The 18,721-nt window shown below is 64.8% G+C and carries 20 protein-coding genes; 10 read left to right on the top strand and 10 right to left on the bottom strand.

Annotated elements, in window-relative coordinates:
• Positions 1-260: 260 nt before the first annotated feature.
• From ACFFF7_RS12955 to ACFFF7_RS12930, 6 genes are all read left to right on the top strand, one after another.
• Positions 261-572 (top strand): antibiotic biosynthesis monooxygenase family protein, encoded by a 312-nt coding sequence (locus ACFFF7_RS12955; protein ID WP_379481767.1) that lies wholly within the window; start codon positions 261-263, stop codon positions 570-572.
• Positions 569-916 carry an arsenate reductase gene (locus ACFFF7_RS12950; RefSeq protein WP_379481766.1) on the top strand — a complete coding sequence of 116 codons (348 nt, stop codon included), beginning with the start codon at positions 569-571 and terminating at the stop codon, positions 914-916. The genes ACFFF7_RS12955 and ACFFF7_RS12950 overlap by 4 nt, the downstream gene beginning before the upstream one ends.
• The gene (gene pnuC / locus ACFFF7_RS12945; protein ID WP_379481765.1) at positions 913-1,527 is read left to right on the top strand and encodes a nicotinamide riboside transporter PnuC; all 615 of its coding nucleotides are present in this window, start codon (positions 913-915) and stop codon (positions 1,525-1,527) included. Before ACFFF7_RS12950 ends, pnuC begins: the two co-directional genes overlap by 4 nt.
• The gene (locus ACFFF7_RS12940) at positions 1,524-2,039 is read left to right on the top strand and encodes an AAA family ATPase (RefSeq protein WP_379481764.1); all 516 of its coding nucleotides are present in this window, start codon (positions 1,524-1,526) and stop codon (positions 2,037-2,039) included. The genes pnuC and ACFFF7_RS12940 overlap by 4 nt, the downstream gene beginning before the upstream one ends.
• A 53-nt stretch (positions 2,040-2,092) precedes the next feature.
• Positions 2,093-2,362, top strand: a complete 270-nt coding sequence (locus tag ACFFF7_RS12935; RefSeq protein ID WP_379481763.1) for a hypothetical protein — start codon at positions 2,093-2,095, stop codon at positions 2,360-2,362.
• Positions 2,363-2,529: 167 nt separating this feature from the next.
• Positions 2,530-3,558: an MlaA family lipoprotein gene (locus tag ACFFF7_RS12930; RefSeq protein ID WP_379481762.1), complete on the top strand. Its 1,029-nt coding sequence runs from the start codon at positions 2,530-2,532 to the stop codon at positions 3,556-3,558.
• Here ACFFF7_RS12930 and ubiG read toward each other — a convergent pair.
• Positions 3,555-4,289, bottom strand: a complete 735-nt coding sequence (gene ubiG, locus ACFFF7_RS12925; protein WP_379481761.1) for a bifunctional 2-polyprenyl-6-hydroxyphenol methylase/3-demethylubiquinol 3-O-methyltransferase UbiG — start codon at positions 4,287-4,289, stop codon at positions 3,555-3,557. The two genes, ACFFF7_RS12930 and ubiG, sit on opposite strands and share 4 nt — an antisense overlap.
• Before the next feature lie 79 nt (positions 4,290-4,368).
• On the opposite strand from ubiG, the gene ACFFF7_RS12920 reads away from it, so the two are divergent.
• Positions 4,369-5,637, top strand: coding sequence for an aspartate kinase (locus tag ACFFF7_RS12920; protein WP_446686289.1), 1,269 nt, complete (start codon positions 4,369-4,371; stop codon positions 5,635-5,637).
• Between the two features lie 10 nt (positions 5,638-5,647).
• On the opposite strand, the gene ACFFF7_RS12915 is transcribed toward ACFFF7_RS12920, so the two are convergent.
• Together ACFFF7_RS12915 and ACFFF7_RS12910 are read right to left on the bottom strand one after the other, a co-directional pair.
• Positions 5,648-6,448, bottom strand: a complete 801-nt coding sequence (locus tag ACFFF7_RS12915) for a hypothetical protein (RefSeq protein ID WP_379481760.1) — start codon at positions 6,446-6,448, stop codon at positions 5,648-5,650.
• A 107-nt stretch (positions 6,449-6,555) separates the two neighbouring features.
• The gene (locus ACFFF7_RS12910) at positions 6,556-6,924 is read right to left on the bottom strand and encodes a winged helix-turn-helix transcriptional regulator (RefSeq protein WP_379481759.1); all 369 of its coding nucleotides are present in this window, start codon (positions 6,922-6,924) and stop codon (positions 6,556-6,558) included.
• 137 nt (positions 6,925-7,061) lie between these two features.
• On the opposite strand from ACFFF7_RS12910, the gene ACFFF7_RS12905 reads away from it, so the two are divergent.
• Positions 7,062-7,616: a flavodoxin family protein gene (locus tag ACFFF7_RS12905; protein ID WP_379481758.1), complete on the top strand. Its 555-nt coding sequence runs from the start codon at positions 7,062-7,064 to the stop codon at positions 7,614-7,616.
• A gap of 102 nt (positions 7,617-7,718) precedes the next feature.
• On the opposite strand, the gene ACFFF7_RS12900 is transcribed toward ACFFF7_RS12905, so the two are convergent.
• Together ACFFF7_RS12900 and katG are read right to left on the bottom strand one after the other, a co-directional pair.
• Positions 7,719-9,713, bottom strand: coding sequence for a glycoside hydrolase family 97 protein (locus ACFFF7_RS12900; RefSeq protein ID WP_379481757.1), 1,995 nt, complete (start codon positions 9,711-9,713; stop codon positions 7,719-7,721).
• Between the two features lie 138 nt (positions 9,714-9,851).
• Positions 9,852-12,056 carry a catalase/peroxidase HPI gene (gene katG, locus ACFFF7_RS12895; protein WP_379481756.1) on the bottom strand — a complete coding sequence of 735 codons (2,205 nt, stop codon included), beginning with the start codon at positions 12,054-12,056 and terminating at the stop codon, positions 9,852-9,854.
• Between the two features lie 181 nt (positions 12,057-12,237).
• Here katG and ACFFF7_RS12890 point away from each other — a divergent pair, with 181 nt between their 5' ends.
• Positions 12,238-13,245, top strand: a complete 1,008-nt coding sequence (locus ACFFF7_RS12890) for an NAD(P)H-dependent flavin oxidoreductase (RefSeq protein ID WP_379481755.1) — start codon at positions 12,238-12,240, stop codon at positions 13,243-13,245.
• Between the two features lie 238 nt (positions 13,246-13,483).
• On the opposite strand, the gene ACFFF7_RS12885 is transcribed toward ACFFF7_RS12890, so the two are convergent.
• The 5 genes from ACFFF7_RS12885 to ACFFF7_RS12865 form a co-directional block, all read right to left on the bottom strand.
• Entirely contained in the window at positions 13,484-14,908 is a 1,425-nt protein-coding gene (locus ACFFF7_RS12885; protein WP_379481754.1) for an ammonium transporter, read from the bottom strand.
• Between the two features lie 29 nt (positions 14,909-14,937).
• Complete coding sequence (locus ACFFF7_RS12880) at positions 14,938-15,276, bottom strand: P-II family nitrogen regulator (protein ID WP_100867766.1); 339 nt, start codon at positions 15,274-15,276, stop codon at positions 14,938-14,940.
• A gap of 150 nt (positions 15,277-15,426) precedes the next feature.
• Positions 15,427-16,131, bottom strand: a complete 705-nt coding sequence (locus tag ACFFF7_RS12875) for an endonuclease/exonuclease/phosphatase family protein (protein WP_379481753.1) — start codon at positions 16,129-16,131, stop codon at positions 15,427-15,429.
• A complete protein-coding gene (locus tag ACFFF7_RS12870; RefSeq protein ID WP_379481752.1) occupies positions 16,131-16,685 on the bottom strand; it encodes a pyridoxamine 5'-phosphate oxidase family protein in 555 nt (184 codons plus the stop codon). Before ACFFF7_RS12870 ends, ACFFF7_RS12875 begins: the two co-directional genes overlap by 1 nt.
• A gap of 32 nt (positions 16,686-16,717) precedes the next feature.
• Positions 16,718-18,238 carry a peptide chain release factor 3 gene (locus ACFFF7_RS12865; RefSeq protein WP_379481751.1) on the bottom strand — a complete coding sequence of 507 codons (1,521 nt, stop codon included), beginning with the start codon at positions 18,236-18,238 and terminating at the stop codon, positions 16,718-16,720.
• Between the two features lie 233 nt (positions 18,239-18,471).
• Between ACFFF7_RS12865 and ACFFF7_RS12860 the strand changes: the two genes are divergently transcribed.
• Positions 18,472-18,714 (top strand): hypothetical protein, encoded by a 243-nt coding sequence (locus tag ACFFF7_RS12860; RefSeq protein WP_379481750.1) that lies wholly within the window; start codon positions 18,472-18,474, stop codon positions 18,712-18,714.
• Positions 18,715-18,721 lie beyond the last annotated feature (7 nt).

Raw genomic sequence — 18,721 nt, 5'->3', positions numbered from 1 at the left:
ATTCGCCCACCGGGAAGGCTGGTTGCCTTTCCAAGGGCGGATTCGTTCGAGATGGAAGCCATTTGGGCGTCCCGAAGGGATTTGGCCAGAATGGCCCATCCCGGCGTCGAGATGTCTTGAAATATCGACATATTCCTGCGTCATCTCTCCTTGTGCTGGGCCATTCTGGCTCAAACCCCGAAGGTGCCGGTATCGGGTTTAGGGCCTAGGGCTTTGGCGCGTGATTGCACCGCTGTCCATATCGTGATTAGGAACGACCCATGTTCCTGGTCGTCTTCCGCAATCGCAAGCGCGCCGATATCGACGCCGCTGCCTACGCCGCCGACGCTGATCGAATGGAAGCGCTGGCCCGCGTCCAGCCCGGCTTCCTCTCGTTCAAGAGCTACACCGCCGACGATGGCGAGGTGATCGCGCTGTCCGAATGGGCCGATGCCGAGGCGGCCCGCGCGTGGGGCAGCCACCCCGATCACGCCCGGACCCAGGCCCGTGGTCGCGGCGAATACTACGCCGACTACACGCTCTACACCTGCGAGAATCCCCGAACGCACCGCTATGAAAGTCCTGCCGCATGACTGTCACCGTCTATGGCATCCCAAACTGCGACACAGTCAAGAAAGCGCGGACCTGGCTGGATGCGCATGGAATTGCCTATAGCTTTCACGACTACAAGAAGGCGGGAATCGCACCTGATCGACTGGCCGGCTGGATCGCCGCAGCGGGTCTCGACAAGGTGCTCAACCGCGCTGGAACGACATTCCGAAAATTGCCCGAGGCAGAGCGCGCGGGCCTCGACGAAGCCGGTGCCATCGCGCTCATGGTGTCCCAGCCCAGTTGCATCAAGCGCCCGATCGTGGAACATGCCGGGGGACTGCTGGTCGGCTTCAAGCCGCCGGAGTGGGAGGACGCGCTGACATGATCCTGAGCGATGAGACGCTCTGGCTGCTCGAATGGGTGGCGGCGGCGCTGGGCGTGATCAACATCGCCCTGCTGATTTTCCGTTCGCAGTGGAACTTCGCTTTCGCGATCGCTTCGGTCGCGATCTACATCTTCATCTTCTTCGAAAAGCGGCTCTATGCCGAAAGCGGCCTGCAGGTGTTCTTCGTGCTGGCCAATGTGTGGGGCTGGGTCCTGTGGCGCCGCGCGGCCAAGGCGGGCGGCAGTGACGATCAGGTGCCGGTGCGCTGGCTTGACTGGCCCAGCCGCGTGGTCTGGCTGGTGGCCACTGCGGCAATCAGCCTCAACCTGGGCTGGATGATGCACCGCTATACCAATGCGGCCATGCCCTTCGCCGACAGCGCGATTGCCGGGGCCAGCGTCGCGGCGCAGATTCTGCTGGGCTATCGCCGGATCGAAAACTGGGTGATCTGGATCGCCGTCGATGTGGCGGCAGTGCTGCTCTACATCAACCGCGGGCTCTATCCGACGGCCGGGCTTTATGGCGGGATGCTGGTGATGAGCCTGTTCGGCCTGAAGGAATGGGTCGAGGCGCAGCGCCGCCAAACCCGGGCTGCCACCGCTTTCGCGTGATCACCGTCTGCTTTCACGGCGCGGAAAGCACCGGCAAGTCGGTGCTTGCCGCCAGGCTGTCGGCCGAGCTTGGCATCCCCTGGGTGCCCGAATACGGCCGCACCTATTGCGAACAGCACGGCACCGATCTGGCGATGGCGGACCTGCTGGCGATCGCGAGCGGCGAAGCGGCGGAAATTGCCAGGGCTGCGGCGTGCGATCCGCCGCTGCTGCTGCTCGACACCGATCAGTTGATGACGGCTGCCTGGGCGCAGAAGCTGTTCGGACAGATCCCCGACTCACTCCTGTCCTACCCCAAGGCCGATTTGTATCTACACTTCGCCGCAGACGTGCCCTGGGTTGAGGATGGCACGCGCTTCTTCGGTGCCGATGCCGAACGCAACGCGTTTGATGCGATGGCCCGGGCAGTGCTGGAGCGCAGCGGCGTTCACTGGCGGAATATCGCTGGATCCTGGGGGCAACGCGAAGCCCAGGTGCGCGATGCTCTTGCCAAGTTTATTGACATTCCATAGCGATGGGCCGGGGCGGCGTCCGCCGTACCGGAACCCAATCTGGGAGTGAATAAATGCGCAAGATCGCTGTACTGTCGCTGGCCGTTGCCGGCCTCTCGCTGGCCGCCTGCTCGGAAAAGACCCAGGACGCTGCGGAAACCACTGCTTCGGCCGCTGCTGACGACGCTTCGGCCGCTGCCGATGCTGCCGGCACTGCCGTTGAGCAGGGCGCTGCGACCGCCGCCGCTGCCGCTGGTGCTGCTGCCGATGCAGCCGCCGATGGCGCCGCCAAGGTTGAAGGCGAAGTTCAGGGCCAGCCGGCTGCTGAAGCCAAGAAGGACTGAATCCGTCGCGATTGACGGATAGAGTCGATGGATCCCGCCGGGCGCCGTGGACCGCGCCCGGCGGTTTCTTTTCTGCGCTTTGGCGGTAACGATTTAACCTGCCTTTCGGCGATGCGATGCTATTGGGGCCGGACAGGCCGTAAGAACGATATCCGGAACAAGAGCGCATGACCCTTCCCGCAGCCGTAACCCTGCTGGCCGCGCTGGCCGGCGATCCCGCCGGAGCCGCCGCGGCCCAGATCGATAGTGCGCTGCCAGCAGCGGTCGCCGCTCCGCGGGCACAGCAGCAGGATCCCGCCAGCGTACCGCCCGCTCCGGTCGACGTCGCCGCTCCGCAGACCGCCGACCCCGCCCAGCCCGCGACGCCAGCGCCGGCCGATACGCCGATGCCTTCCGCCGTCCCGACCGAGATCGTCGTCACCGGCCGGGGCAAGCCGCCGAAAAGCGATCCGCTGCAGGCGATCAACGCGCAGACCTTCGCAGTGGTTCAGGCGGTCGACAGCGCGGTGATCGCGCCGATTGCCTATGGCTATCGCTCGGTCCTGCCCAAGCCGGTCAAGGACGGGCTGCACAATGCCCTGATCAATCTGACCGAGCCGATCGTCTTCGTGAACGACGTACTGCAGCTGAAAATCGGCCGTGCCTTCAAGACGCTCGGCCGCTTCGTGATCAACAGCACGGTCGGCGTCGGCGGGCTGTTCGACGTGGCCAAGCGCAAGCCGTTCAACGTGCCCTATCACGTCAACGGCTTCGCCTATACGATGGGCTATTGGGGCATCAAGCCGGGTCCGTTCCTGTTCGTCCCGCTGCTCGGCCCGACCACTGTGCGCGATCTGATCGGTCGCACGCTTGACCTGGCGCTGCTGCCCGGCGTTGTCGGCAAGCCGTTCAACGATCCGGTCTATGCCATCGGCAGCGGCGCGCTCAAATCGATCGACGAGCGGCTTGAGCGTGACGATCTGCTGACCGTGATCAAGGACGACTGCCCCGATCCCTATGCCGCGGAACGCACCTGGTATCTGGAAAAGCGTCAGGCGGTGATCGAGGGACTGCACGGCCAGCCTTACGACGTGATGGCCAAGCTGCCGGCGTGCTTAACCGAAGGGCTCAAGAAGCGCGCAGATGCCCGCGCCGCGCTGCTCCCGGCCGGAGCGCAGCAGCCGGCCCCGGGAGGCGATCTGACGCCGCGGCCCTAGGAAGCCGTAACCGCGACGATGTAGTTGAGCGCCAGGTCGTCGGACAGGTGCAGTCCCTTGCCCGGCGACCAGGCGATGCCGCGCGGATTGCCCATGGTCAGCCCCTGCTCGGCGAGCAGATCATGCAGTTCGAGCGGAGTGATGAAATCGTCCCAGTGATGGGTGCCGCGCGGAACCATGCCCAGTCGCTCCGCGCCTTCGACCAGCAGTAGCCGCGACTGCGCGGTGCGATTGGGCGTCGACAGGACCATCAGCCCGCCCGGGGCGAGCCGCGCGGCGAGTGCAGCGACGAAGGCAGCCTTGTCTTCGACGTGCTCGATCACTTCCATCGAAGTGACGAGATCGAAAGTGCCTGCCGGCAAGGCGCTGACTTCGCCATGGTAGTAGGCGACCGCCAGTCCGGAGCCGGCAGCGTGATCCTGGGCCGCGGCGATGTTTTCCGCTGCGGCATCGACTCCGGTAACAGCCGCGCCCAGCCGGGCCAGGGGTTCGCACAGCAGACCGGCACCGCAGCCAACGTCCAGCGCGGTCTTGCCCGCCAAGGGGCGCACCCCGCGCGAATCGCCACCCCAATGGCGGTCGATCGCTTCGCGCAGGAAAGCCAGCCGCACCGGGTTGAGCCGGTGGAGCATTGCCGAGGAACCCTTCGGATCCCACCAATCGGCCGCCAGCTTGCCAAAATGGGCGGCTTCACCGGGCCGGATCGTTGTTGAGGAACTTGCATTAGCCATGCCTCGACCCTAACAGGGCGCCCGCCGCAGCGCGAGGGGTGCTGGCGGCAATTTTGTTGCGCAAGGGGTGGTAACCGCAGTGGCCCGCATCGTGATGAAGTTCGGCGGCACATCGATGGCCGGATCGGAACGGATCCGCCGCGTGGCCAATATCGTCCGCCGCCAGCAGGCCGCCGGGCACGAGGTTGCCGTCGTCGTCTCGGCCATGGCGGGCGAGACCGACCGCCTGGTGAATTTCTGCCGCGAGGCCAACCCGCTTTACGACCCGGCCGAATACGACGTGGTCGTCGCCAGCGGCGAGCAGGTTACCTCGGGCCTGCTTGCCCTGACCCTGCAGGCGCTGGGTTGCCAGGCCCGCTCGTGGCTGGGCTGGCAATTGCCGATCCACACCGACGATGCTCATGCCAAGGCGCGGATCGAGGGCATCGACAGCGAAGCCCTGCTCGCCTCGATGGCCGCGGGCGAAGTGGCGGTGATTCCCGGCTTCCAGGGCCTGTCCGATGCGAACCGCATCACCACGCTGGGCCGGGGCGGATCGGACACGTCGGCCGTTGCCGTGGCCGCGGCGATCGGGGCGGACCGCTGCGACATCTACACCGATGTCGACGGGGTCTACACCACCGACCCGCGCATCGTCGCCAAGGCCCGCAAGCTGAAATACGTGACCTACGAGGAAATGCTCGAACTTGCCTCGGTCGGCTCGAAAGTGTTGCAGACCCGCTCGGTCAGCCTGGCGATGAAGGAAGGCGTGCGGGTTCAGGTGCTGTCGAGTTTCATCGACGACGATAGCGCCCCCTCAGACGAGATTCCCGGCACCCTGATTGTCAGCGACGAAGAACTGGAAGGATTGGACATGGAGCGCCAGCTCATCACCGGCATCGCCGCCGACAAGAACGAAGCCAAGCTCATCCTGACCCGGGTGCCCGACCGGCCCGGCGCGGTGGCTACGATCTTCGGCCCGCTTGCCGCAGCGAACATCAACGTCGACATGATCATCCAGAATGTCGGGCGCGACAAGGGCGAGACCGACGTGACCTTCACCGTGCCCGGGGCCGACCTGCTGCGCGCGCAGACCTTGCTGGAAGCGCAGAAGGAAGCGATCGGTTACAACCGCATCATCACCGACGGCAAGGTCGCCAAGATCAGCGTTGTCGGCGTCGGCATGAAAAGCCACGCCGGCGTGGCCGCGACGATGTTCCGCGCGCTCGCTGATCGCGGCATTAATATCCAGGCGATCAGCACCAGCGAAATCAAGGTTTCGGTCCTGATCGACGAGGACGAAACCGAACTGGCCGTGCGCGTGCTCCACACCGCCTATGGCATGGACGCCACCGACCAAGCAGCCTGACAGGACTGCTTTACCCGCCCGGTCGCCGGCGCTGTTCGTAATCGATGCGGATGCGGACCCATTCGCCGACCTTGTAGACCCCGCCGAGGCGCGGCGGGCGGACCTTGAATTGCCAGGCGGCGGCAAGCACAGCGCGGGCGAGCCGCGAACCCGAAGGATATTCGTCGAGCGCGACGCAGTCGTCGACCTTCCAGTCGGCCACGGTGCGGCAGGCGATCAGGGCATAGCCGGGACCTTCGGCGGTCGAAAGATAGCCCGACAGCTCGTTGTCATAGGGTTCGCGATACCAGGCCGCGGCGTAGAGCGGCTGGCCATTGGGCGCCGAGCCGACGCGCTTGCTGTCGCCCGGCACACCCAGGTCGGCCGGGCCGTAAAGTGCCTTGGCCTGGCCCGGGGCGGGCGCCGTGCGCGGCACACGCGAAATATCGAGCGCCGCCATCTGATTCTTGGGAATGAGAATGAAGGCCGGCGGCGGCGGCGCGGCGGGGGTGATCTGCGGCGGCGTCACCGGCGCCGCGACAGCAGACTTTGCCGCCTGCGGGCGCTGGATCTTCTGCGTGGCAGCCGCCTTTGCCGGCGCCGCCTTCTCGGTCTTGGGCTTGTCGTCATCGGCCGGTTTGACTGCGATGCTGACCAGCCGGGTTCCGGGCTTGGTCTTTTTCTGATCGGGCGCAAAGCCGATCGACAGCACGGCCAGGATCAGCACCAGTTCGACCAGCAAGGTCAGGGCCAGTGACGGCGCGCGCTGGCCATAGCGCGCGCGCAGGCGCGCGAGCAGCGTGTCGTTCATCTGGGCCTGAAGTTCGAGCACGAAGCCTCAATCATTGCGCGCGGAACAGTGCAGAGTCCGCCGATCCCGTGCCCCGGCGCGCCCATGCCGTCTGCGCGCCCGGATCGCAAGCACCAAACGCCTTCGGTTCAGGCCGCTTCGGACAGGCGGGCGTCGTAGGCCGATTGCGCGGCGCGGATCTGGTCCATGTTGTTTTCCGCCCAGTGCAGCAGCGGGCCGACATTGGCGGTCAGGCACTCACCCATCCGGGTCAGCGAATATTCGACCGTTACCGGTACCGTCGGGAAAACCTGCCGATCGATCAGCCCGTCACGCTCCAGCCGCTTGAGCACCTGGCTCAGCACTTTCTGCGAGACGCCGTGAATATCCCGGCGGAGCGCATTGAAGCGGGTCGCGCTCTGCGACAGACGGTGCAGCACTAGCAGCGCCCATTTATCCCCCACGTGATCGAGTACCGCGCGGGCGGGGCATTCGGCGCTGTAGACGTCATAGCTCATTGGCGGATCCTTCCGGGCAGTTTCCAAAGCGAAACCAGCTTTCGCAAACGTGCCCTCTTTTCAGCTTTCATATAGTGCCTATGTAGCGATTCGTCATTAGGTTACTTTTTGAAACCAGCAAGCATAGGGACACTACCATGAGCAAGACCGTCGTGATCTACCATTCGGGCTATGGCCACACCAAGGTTGTCGCCGAACATGTCGCCGCCGGCGCTGGCGCCGCGCTTGTCGCGATCAGCCCCGAAGGCGACATCGGCGACGATGACTGGGCCGCGCTCGACGCCGCCGACGCCATCATCTTCGGCGCGCCAACTTACATGGGCAGCGCCAGCTGGCAGTTCAAAAAGTTCTCCGACGCCACTTCGAAAAAGTGGTTCACCCGCGAATGGGCCGACAAGGTGTTCGGCGGCTTCACCAACTCGGCCAGCCCCTCGGGCGACAAGCAGGTGACGCTGATCCAGATGCAGACCCTGGCAAGCCAGCATGGCGGGATCTGGGTCAGCCTGGGCCTGGCCCCGACCAATCACAAGGCGGCGACCACCGCCGATCTCAACAACCTAGGCGGCTCGGTCGGCCTGCTGGTGCGCTCGCCCTCCGATGCTTCGGTGGAAGAGATCCACAGCGGCGATCTGGCCAGCGCGCGCCATTACGGCGAACGCGTCGCCGGCGTGGCCGCGCGGCTCAACGACTGACCCCCCGGGGGCTGACGTTTCCCCCTCCCTTTGGTCGGCCCCCAAAGCGAAGCCCCGTCCCGGCATCGGCCAGGGCGGGGTTTCGTATTGCCGCACGCGCAGCTAGTTCGCCGCAGCGACGACCCAGACGAAGCCGCCATAGGGGTTCAGCGTCACCCTCTGCAGCCCGGCCGCGAGCTGCCTGCGGCCCGAATAGAACCCGTATCGGTCGGGCCCGTCCTTCAATTCCAGCGCCGCCGCGCCCCTGCCCAGAAAACTGAGGTCAAGCGTCAGGGTCCGTGCCGCCGCCGCGCCGCTGATCCCGGCGATGTACCAGCGGGGTCCCGCACGCCGCGCCAGCACGATCCCTTGGCCGGGACTGCCGGCGAGGAACCGGGTCTCGTCCCACACCGTCGGTACATTTGCCAGGTAACGCTTATAATCGGCGCTTACCCCGTCATAACCCGCCGCGCCGTCGGCCATGTGCTGGATACCGCTTTCGAACACCACGGCCAGCGCCGCCTCGTGCGCGCTGGTGGTCAGCCGGGTGCGGCGCTGCCGACTGAACAGGACGGGGGTGAAATCCATCGAGCCGATTACGTTGCGGGTGAAGGGCAGGACGCTGTTCTGCGTGGTCGACAGCTGGCCGAAATCGGGCTCGCTGTCGAAGGTGTAGTGCTCACCCCCGCGCACTGCCTCCATCGTCATCAGGTGGGGATAGGTCCGCTGCCAGCCGCGCGGGACGGTACAGCCGTGGAAATTGACCAGCAGGTGGAAGGCGGCCGCATCCTCGAGGATCTCGATGTACTGGCGGATCCGCTCCTGCTTGTCGGACTGGAAGAAATCGATCTTGACCCCTTTGATGCCCAGCCGCTCCAGCCGGGCAAACTCGGCCCGGCGGCGCATCCGGTCATCCATGATGTTGCGCGGGCCCTCGGTGACCGCGTTGTGGCGCCCACCCGAATTGTACCACAGCAGCACCCCGACGCCGCGTGCGTTGCCTTCGGCGACCAGCTGTTCGATCACGTCGGGGCCGATCCGTTCCCAGTTGGCGTCGACCAGCGAATAGGACCAACCCCTGTCGGCGGCGAGCGTGATGAAGGCCTTGAGCTTGCCCAGATCCTGCGAACTGTCGTGATCGGTCAGCCATGACCACGACGAAATCCCGGGCTTGATCCAGTCGGTGTCCGCCACGGTGCTGGGCGCAGCCAGATCGAACACCCGGTTCGATTCGGCGATGTCGCCAAGTCGGCGGGAAATTACCATGAAGCGCCAAGGCATTGCCGCAGGCGCCGTCATTGCCGCGCGGATATCGCCAAAGCCGTTGCCATCGGCTGCCAGCGGACCAGCGATCCGGTAGAGTCCCGCGGGCGCCTCAGGTGCCAGGTGCGAAGCGTGGTAATCGCGGGTCAGGCCGCTTTCGTGCAGCAGGATCCACGCCCCGCCCGCACTTCGAAACAGTGCCGGTATCGACCAGCCCGGTCCGGCTTCCGCAGGAACCGCGGTTCCGGTCGGTAAACCCGTGTTCCAGGGCGCTTCATAGGCCGGCTGCCAGGCATTGGGCCGGTCGTAGGGTTGGCCCCAATGCGTGCCGCCCAGACCGATCGCAAATCCGGTATCCTCGTGCTCGACCCAGCTGTAGAGCGCGCTCCTGCCCGGCAGTGCATAGCGAAACGCCACGCCATCATCGGCCACCTGAAATTCGAGATCGAGCTGCCGCCCGGTTTCGACGTCGGTCAGGGCCAGGGTCAAGGCTTGCGCCGCATAGGCGTTGTTGCGCCGCTTGCCGGTTACCATGGCATAGGCATCCTGCACGCTTTGGCGGGAACGTTCGGCGATCGTCACGGTCCGGGCAAAGTCGGCGCGCTGTTCGCTGTCGGCCCGGGATTGATCGACCCAGCCCAGCGTCAGGCCAAGCGGTGACCAGTCGACTACCCGCTGGCCGTCGAGCGACACCGCATATTCCGCCCCGCCGTCGGCAGACTGGCGCACCTCGGCGCGCAGCTGTCCATGCGGCGAAGAAATCTGCCAGACTGGTATCGATTCGGCCTGCGCGGCGGACAGTCCGCCAAGTGCGAACAGACCACAAAGCCAAAGGCGGCAAAGCACAGCACGCATCGTTATCCTCCCGCAGATGCAGACGAGCGTAACGCGCCGCAGTCGCACTTGCAATCGATTGTATATCGGGTCTAAGCAAAGGCCCCGCTCCGGCCGAAACCGCAGCGGGGCCCTTCACTGCCGCAAAGACGGCTTGGTTCAGGCTGGTGCGACGCCCTTGCCCAGGTCGAAGCGATCGGCGTTCATCACCTTGGTCCAGGCCTTGACGAAGTCGCGCACGAACTTTTCCTCGTGGCCCTTCTCGGCATAGACTTCGGCGACAGCGCGCAGTTCGCTGTTGGAACCGAACACCAGATCGGCCCGGGTGGCGCGCCAGGTTTCACCGCCGCTGGCGCGGTCGGTCGCGACGAACTCTTCCTCATCGCTGCCGTCGACGGCCTTCCACACATTGGTCATGCCCAGCAAGTTGACGAAGAAGTCATTGGTCAGCTGTCCGGCACGCTTGGTGAAGCTGCCGTGGCCGCGGCCACCGTGGTTGGCACCCAGCACCCGCAGGCCGCCAATCAGCACGGTCATTTCGGGCACCGACAGGCCAAGCAGCGATGCCTTGTCGAGCATCATTTCCTCGGTCTTCACCCGCAGCTTCCTGGGCAGGTAGTTGCGGAAGGCATCGGCCTGCGGTTCAAGCGGGGCAAAGCTGTCGGCATCGGTCTGCTCTGCCGTGGCATCGCCGCGGCCGCCGCTGAACGGTACTGCGACATTGAAGCCGGCATCCCGAATCGCCTTTTCAAGGCCGACTACGCCGCCCAGCACGATGGCATCGGCCATCGACAGGTTGCCGCGCAGACCGTCAAGCACGGACAGCACCTTGGCCAGCTCGGCCGGCTCGTTGACGTCCCAGTCCTTCTGCGGCGCCAGGCGGATGCGCGCGCCATTGGCGCCGCCGCGGTGGTCGGACTTGCGATAGGTGCTGGCCGAGGCCCAGGCGGTCTTGACCAGCTGGCTGACGGTCAGGCCGCTCGATGCGATCGCCGCCTTCACGGCTGCCACATCCGCATCCGACGGCTTGGTGCCGGCCGGGATCGGATCCTGCCAGATCAGGTCTTCAGCCGGAACCTCGGGGCCGAGGTAGCGCACCTTGGGGCCCATGTCGCGATGGCACAGCTTGAACCAGGCGCGTGCGAAGGCATCCTTGAATGCTTCGTGATCGTTGCGGAACTTTTCGCTGATCGCACGGAATTCCGGATCCATCTTCAGCGCCATGTCGGCGGTGGTCATCATCGTCGGAACCTTCTTCGAAGGATCCCATGCCGCCGGTGCCATGTCTTCGGGCTTCTGATTGATCGGCTGCCACTGCTGCGCACCGGCGGGCGAATGAACCAGTTCGTAGTCATAGTCGAGCAGCAGACGGAAGTAGTTCTCGCTCCAGCTGGTCGGGGTGTTAACCCACGAACCTTCGATACCGCTGGTCACGGTATGCTCGCCAATCCCGCCGTGTTCGGCGCTGCTGGTCCAGCCGAAACCAAGCGCTGCAAGATCGCCGCCAGCCGGGGCTGCGCCGAGCAGTCTTGGATCGCCATTGCCATGCGCCTTGCCGAAAGTGTGTCCGCCTGCGGTCAGCGCGACGGTTTCTTCCGAATTCATCGCCATGCGTTCGAACGTCGCGCGCATGTCTCGCGCCGACTGCAGCGGATCGGGGTTGCCGCCCGGCCCTTCCGGGTTGACGTAGATCAGGCCCATCTGAATTGCGGCGAGCGGACCGTCGAGTTCGGTCATGCCCTTGTCGGGATCAATGCGGGTCTGCACGCCTTGGTTGACCCACTTGTCCTCGTCACCCCAATAGATGTCGCGTTCCGGTTCAAACACGTCCTTGCGACCGCCGCCGAAACCGAACACCGGACCGCCCATCGATTCGATCGCGACATTGCCGGCAAGGATGAACAGGTCGGCCCAGCTGATGTGCTTGCCGTACTTCTGCTTGATCGGCCACAGCAGGCGCCGCGCCTTGTCGAGGTTGCCGTTGTCGGGCCACGAGTTGAGCGGGGCAAAGCGCTGCTGCCCGCTGTTGGCGCCGCCGCGGCCGTCTCCGGTGCGATAGGTCCCGGCAGCGTGCCAGGCCATACGGATGAAGAACGGGCCGTAATGGCCATAGTCGGCCGGCCACCAAGGCTGGCTGTCGGTCATCAGTGCCGTAAGATCGGCCTTGAGCGCGTTGTAATCCAGCGCGTTGAACGCTTCGGCATAGTCGAAGTCTTCGCCCATCGGATCGGCCGCGCCATTGGCGCCCAGAATATCGACGGCCAGTGCATCGGGCCACCAGTCGCGGTTCTGGCGGCCGAGCAGCGCGCGCACCCCGCCAGGATGGACCGGGCATCCGCCGCTGGTTTCAGTCTTCATGTTCATGGCGTCTCTCCTGAGTCTGTGGACGGAATTGCGCTTATCGTAGCCGATCGCACTAATCGCCGGAAACGATCATCTTCGCTTACTGTCTGTCAATTATCCGATAAGTTGCATTGTGTACATTTCGCCGTGCAGCAGCCTTGCTTCTTGCCGTCCGGTCATGCCCTGCCTAAGCGTCACGGCCATGACAAGCTTCCCCCACACGCGCCGCCTGATGCAACGCGGCATCGATTTTCTGGGTACCGAATACGCCGTGCTGTGCGGCGCGATGTCCTGGGTATCGGAACGCAATCTCGTTTCCGCGATCAGCAATGCCGGCGGGTTCGGCGTGATTGCCTGCGGGGCGATGACCCCCGAGCTGCTCGACGCCGAAATCACCGCGACCAAGGCGCTGACCGTCAAACCATTCGGCGTCAACCTGATCACCATGCATCCGATGCTGTTCGACCTGATCGCGGTCTGCGCGCGGCACAAGATCAGCCACGTCGTGCTGGCCGGCGGGATCCCGCCCAAGGGCAGTGTCGAGGCGATCAAGGACTTTGGCGGCAAGGTCCTGGTTTTCGCCCCCACCCTGGCGCTGGCGAAAAAGCTGCTGCGCAGCGGCGCCGACGCGCTGGTGATCGAGGGCAGCGAAGCCGGCGGCCACATCGGCCCGGTCGCGACGTCAGTGCTGGCCCAGGAATTCCTGCCCGAGCTGGCCGAGGATCACGTCGTCTTAGTCGCCGGCGGGATCGGCCACGGTGACATGATCGCCGCCTATCTCGAAATGGGCGCCTCGGGCGTGCAGCTGGGCACCGCCTTTGCCTGCGCCAGCGAATCGATCGCCCACCCGCTGTTCAAGAAGGCCTTCTTCCGCGCCAATGCGCGCGATGCGGTCGCCTCGGTCCAGGTCGATCCGCGCCTGCCGGTGATCCCGGTGCGCGCGCTGAAGAACAAAGGCACCGAAGAGTTCACTGCCAAGCAGCGCGAGGTTGCCCAGCTGCTCGACGAGGGCAAGGTCGACATGGGCGAGGCCCAGCTGCAGATCGAACACTTCTGGGCCGGCGCGCTGCGCCGCGCGGTGATCGACGGCGACGTCGAGAATGGCAGCCTGATGGCCGGACAATCGGTGGGCATGGTCAACACCGAGGAACCGGTGGCAACGATCATGCAGCGCCTGATGGACCAGAGCGAAGCCGCGTTGGCGCGGTAGGCACTCCTCTCCTCTACCTCGTCATCCCCGCGAAAACGGGGATCCAGCTTTTGCCCTTCCGAGAAGGGTCCTCGCTTGCGCGGGGATGACGAACGGTGGCCTGGCGTTCGTCTCAGTCCACAAAAAAAGGGCCGGAGCGGCTGGCTCCGGCCCATTAGTTTGACGTTCGCAGGAGGAACGTGGGTTGGCGGGATCGGGGGAGGAGAGGAGGAACCCAACCCCGCCAAGCTCGGGTAACTCAGTAGTTGTAGGCGCGCTCGCCGTGCTCGTTGATGTCGAGCCCTTCGCGCTCTGCTTCCTCGGTGGGACGCAGGCCGATGGTGTACTTGAGCGCCAGCAGCAGGACCGTCGACATGCCGCCTGACCAGACCAGCGTGGTCAGAATCGCGATCAGCTGCGACTTCAACTGGCCCATCGTGTCCCAGGCGCCGGGCACCGCGGGAAAGACCGTGTAGTCGATCCAGCCCTGCCCGCCGAGCGCCGGGTTGGCGACGATCCCGGTGGCGATCGCCCCGGTGATCCCGCCGATGCAGTGCACCCCGAAAACGTCGAGGGTATCGTCGTACTTGAACTTGTTCTTCACCGTCGAGACGAAGAAGAAGCAGATCGGCGAGACGATCAGGCCGAGCACGATCGAGGTCATCGGCGCGCCGAAGCCCGAGGCCGGGGTGATCGCGACCAGTCCGGCCACCGCACCTGACGCTGCCCCCAGCATCGACGGCTTCTTGTGGACGATCTGTTCGATCACCGCCCAGCTGACCGCTGCGGCGCAGGTTGCCAGCATGGTGTTGACGAAGGCCACCGCGGCCACGCCGTTCGATTCAAGGTTCGAGCCCGCGTTGAAGCCGAACCAGCCAACCCACAGCAGGCTGGCGCCGATCATGGTCATGGTCAGCGAGTGCGGCGGGGTGGCTTCCTTGCCAAAGCCGAGCCGCTTGCCGACCACAAGGCAGCCGACCAGCCCGGCGATCCCGGCATTGATGTGGACCACGGTACCACCGGCGAAATCGAGCGCGCCCTTGCCGAACAGGAAGCCGACGTCGGTTGGGGCATCGGCGAGGAAGTCCGGTCCGGCCCAGTACCACACCATGTGTGCGATCGGGTAATAGACCAGCAGCGACCACAGCACGGTGAAGATCATCAGCGGGGTGAACTTGATCCGTTCCGCGAACGATCCGATGAACAGCGCCGGCGTGATCATGGCGAAGGTCATCTGGAAGACGAAATAGGTCAGTTCGGGGATGTAGACATTGTTGGAAAACGTCGCGGCATAGGTGCCGCTGGTCACCCCGGCCATCAGCGCCTTGGACAGGCCGCCGATGAACGGACCGCCGCTGGTGAAGGCCAGCGAATAGCCGACCACGGCCCACAGCAGCCCGGTGACCGAGACGATCATGAACACCTGCATCAGCACGCTGAGCATGTTCTTGGTGCGGACCAAGCCGCCATAGAACAGCGCCAGGCCAGGCACGCTCATCATCAGCACCAGCACCGCCGAGATCATCATCCAGGTGGTGTCACCCTTGTTGACCATGGTGGCCATCTGTTCGACGCTCGGCGCCTTGATCGGACCCGCCGCGGCGGCGTCCTGCGCGAAAGCGGCCGTGGCGGTCAGGAGGCTGGCTCCCGTAACGCCCAGGCCGCAAAGAAGCTTGCGGATCATTGGGAAGTCCCCCTTGTAGCGCGCGCCCATCACAGCGCGGTATCCCCGGTTTCGCCGGTGCGGATGCGGGTGGCCGAGGCCAGATCGAGCACGAAGACCTTGCCGTCGCCGATCGCTTCGGTGCTGGCGCTCTGCTGGATGGTTTCGACCACTTGCGGCGCGAGTGCGTCGCTGCAGGCCACTTCGATCTTCACCTTGGGCAGCATGTTGGTGCTGTATTCCGCGCCGCGGTAAATCTCGGTCTGCCCCTTTTGCCGGCCAAAGCCCTTGACCTCGGAAACGGTCATCCCCGCGACGCCGATGGCGCCGAGAGCATCGCGCACCTCGTCTAGCTTGAACGGCTTGATGATGGCGATGATGTACTTCATGCCGATCCCCTGATTGCCCGCCGGCCCTTCGCCGGCTTCGCACATGCAGCAAGGGCCGTGCCAATCTGGAAGTTTCGTTGCTTTTCAGAGCAGCTCGCGCAATCGCGTTGCGTTCGGCAAGCGGAAGGCGCGCGAAAGCTGCGCAGCTGCCTATTTTTTAGGCAGGGTCAGGCGGGCAACCACCGGCAGGTGATCCGATGCAACGGCCGCCAGCGCCGAATGATGGACGCCCGCAGCGTCGACCTGCCATTGTTCCGAAATCACGATGCGGTCGAGCTGCGCGACCGGGCGCCGCGCGGGGAACGATCGCCCTGGCATCAGCACCCGCCAAGGGGCAAGGAATTCGCGCCAGGCGCCGCCGTGGATTGCCCACTCGTTGAAATCGCCCATCAGCACCATGGGGCAGGCCGGACCGCAGTGCGTCACCTCGCCCAGAATCGCGCGCAATTGCTGGCGGCGGCGCAGCCCCGACAGATCGAGGTGCATGCCGACCACCCGAAGCCGCGCCCCGTGGGCCAGCAGATCGGCGCGCACGGCTCCGCGCGGCTCCAATGTCGGCAGCGGCACGATCCCCGCCTCTGCAACTGCGATGCCGCGCTTGACCAGCAGGGCATTACCATGCCAGCCGATAGAATCCGGGCGGTGGTTGAGCGGCACCGCGCGGTAGTGCGAGAGATCGTCGAGCATCGCCCGCGGCAACACCGTCTCGCGCCGACCAAAGCGGCGGTCGGCCTCCTGCAATGCGACCACGTCGGCGTCGATCTCGTGCAGTACGGCCAGGATTCGCTCGGGATCGCGCCGCCGGTCAAGTCCAACTGCCTTGTGGATGTTGTAGCTGGCGAAAGTGAGCTGCATCAGCCCGCGATGTAGCGGTCGGTCGGCCGGGTCGGCAGCCCGTCGATTGACTGCGTCCGCCCGCCGACCTTGTCCATCCACTTCACCGGGTCGGACTGGGCATGGTACTTGGTCAGGGTCTGACGCTCCTTGTCGAGGTGCATCACCGGCACCCCCCAGCCGCAGCTGGTCTGGACGCTGTCGACCGTGATGTCGAAGATCTGGCGGGTCCCCGGCAGCAAGCTGAAGTGCGCTTGAAGTTCGTCCCATCCGGCATCCTGTGGCAGTACCGCCTTGCCCATGCCGTAGAGCCGCAGGATCAGCGCGGGCTGCTCGAAATTGCACATCATGATGGTGATCCGCCCGTCGGCAGCAAGGTGCGCGTGCGTCTCATTGCCGGAACCGGCAAGGTCGAGATAGGCGACCCGGTTCGGCCCGAGCACCTTGAACGTCCCGTCGAGCCCCTTGGGGCTGAGGTTGATCCGCGCATCGGTCGCAGCGGTGGCAACGAAGTAGACCGCCTGCCGGGCAATCATCGCTTCGTGTTCGGGCGTCATGTGATCGGTAAAGTCCATGGGCTGAGGTTAGGCCGCAAGGCCGGGCACGGTCAACGCTCCTTGGTCGCCGAAAACACCAGTTCGGGGTTCTTCTCCTGCTGGTACGACACGTCCCACGCGCTGCGCGCCATGAACACCGGATCGCCGTCTCGGTCCTTGGCCAGGGTCGCCATGTTGAAATCGGTGAAGGCCTTGAGCGCCGCATCCGACCCCTTGAGCCAGCGCGCGGTATCGTAGGGCGCGGCTTCGAGCATAGCCTCGACCTTGTATTCCGCCTCGAGCCGGCTGATCAGCACGTCGAGCTGGAGCTGGCCGACCACCCCGACGATCCACTGTCCGCCCAGTTCGGGATAGAACACCTGGATCACGCCTTCCTCGGACAGGTCGTCGAGCGCCTTCCTTAGCTGCTTGGTCTTGGTCGGGTCTTTCAGCGCGACCCGGCGAAGGATTTCCGGGGCGAAGTTGGGCAGGCCGGTAAAGCGCACCTTGTTGTTTTCGCTCAGCGTGTCGCCGACCCGCAAGGTGCCGTGGTTGGGAATGCCGATGATGTCGCCCGGTTCAGCGGTATCGGCAATCTCGCGGTCCTGGGCAAAGAACAGGATCGGCGAATGGATCGCCACCGGCTTGCCCAGTGCCGAGGGGGTCAGCTTCATGCCGCGCTTGAAGGTGCCCGAAACCAGCCGCATGAAGGCGATCCGGTCGCGGTGCTGCGGGTCCATGTTGGCCTGGACCTTGAAGATGAACCCGGTGACTTCCTTGCCATCGGGCTCGATCGTCCCGGCATCGCTCGGCTGCGGGCGCGGCGGCGGGGCATAGCGGGCGATCGCGTCGATCAATTCGGCCACGCCGAAATTCTTCAGCGCCGATCCGAAATAGACCGGGGTCAGGTCGCCGTGGCGATAGGCCTCCAGATCAAACGACGGATAACCGCCCTGGGCCAGCTCGATCTCCTCGGCGATGGCGGCGGGGATGTCGTCCGCCAGGGTGCGCTTGCCGAGGAATTCGCGGCTGTCGCCTTCGGGCCGGCTGATCGTGTTGGTGGCGAAATCGAGCACGCCCTTGAACTCGCCGCCCAGGCCGATCGGCCACGACATCGGCACGACATCGAGCGCCAGCGCGTCGGCCACCTCGTCGAGCGTCTCGAACACCGAGCGGCCTTCGCGGTCGACCTTGTTGACGAAGGTGATGATCGGCACCGAGCGCAGGCGGCAGACCTCGAACAGCTTGCGGGTCTGCGGCTCGATGCCTTTCGCGGCATCGATCACCATGATTGCCGAATCGACCGCGGTCAGCGTGCGGTAGGTGTCTTCGGAGAAATCTTCGTGCCCCGGGGTGTCGAGCAGGTTGAAGGTCACCCCGTCGCGCTCGAAGGTCATCACCGAGCTGGTGACCGAAATCCCGCGCTGCTGCTCGATCTTCATCCAGTCCGACCGCGCCCGCCGCGCCGCGCCGCGCGCCTTGACCTCACCCGCCAGATGGATCGCCCCGCCCTGCAGCAGCAGCTTCTCGGTCAGCGTGGTCTTGCCCGCGTCGGGGTGCGAGATGATGGCGAAGGTGCGGCGGTTGGACATGGTGGTGGGCGCTTAGCTGGGGTTGGGTTGGAGGCCAAGTGGATTAGCCCCTCTCCAATTTCGACGCATGTCGCAAATGGTGAGGTGGATCGGCGAAGCCGAGATGGAAGGGTGGAGACTCCAGCATTAAGACCCCTCCGTCACCCGCTTGCAGCGTCTGCCACCTTCCCGTTTCTGCTTCGCAAAAACGGAGAGGATCGATTAGGATCGTTCAAGCGTGACGGGAAATCAAAATGATCTTCAACATTATCGACCGACGGAAGCATCCGCTGCGCTGGCGCAAAATCAATGCCATCATTGAAGCGACGTCGCACGACAATGCTTGCGAAGACAGTGATCAACAGGAACCGTCAAGCAGTGACTTAACCTATGAGCAGTTGGAGAATGTAAGCCTGCAGGACGCAATTGTCTGGGCAAATGCAGAACCTTCAGCCGTCACGCTATACATTTACGACAAGGGTGCTGGTACAACCTGACCTAACG

Source organism: Novosphingobium aquiterrae (assembly GCF_042434435.1).
In the GTDB taxonomy this organism is placed as follows: Bacteria; Pseudomonadota; Alphaproteobacteria; order Sphingomonadales; family Sphingomonadaceae; genus Novosphingobium; species Novosphingobium aquiterrae.
This window is presented reverse-complemented; position numbering and strand designations above follow the sequence as displayed.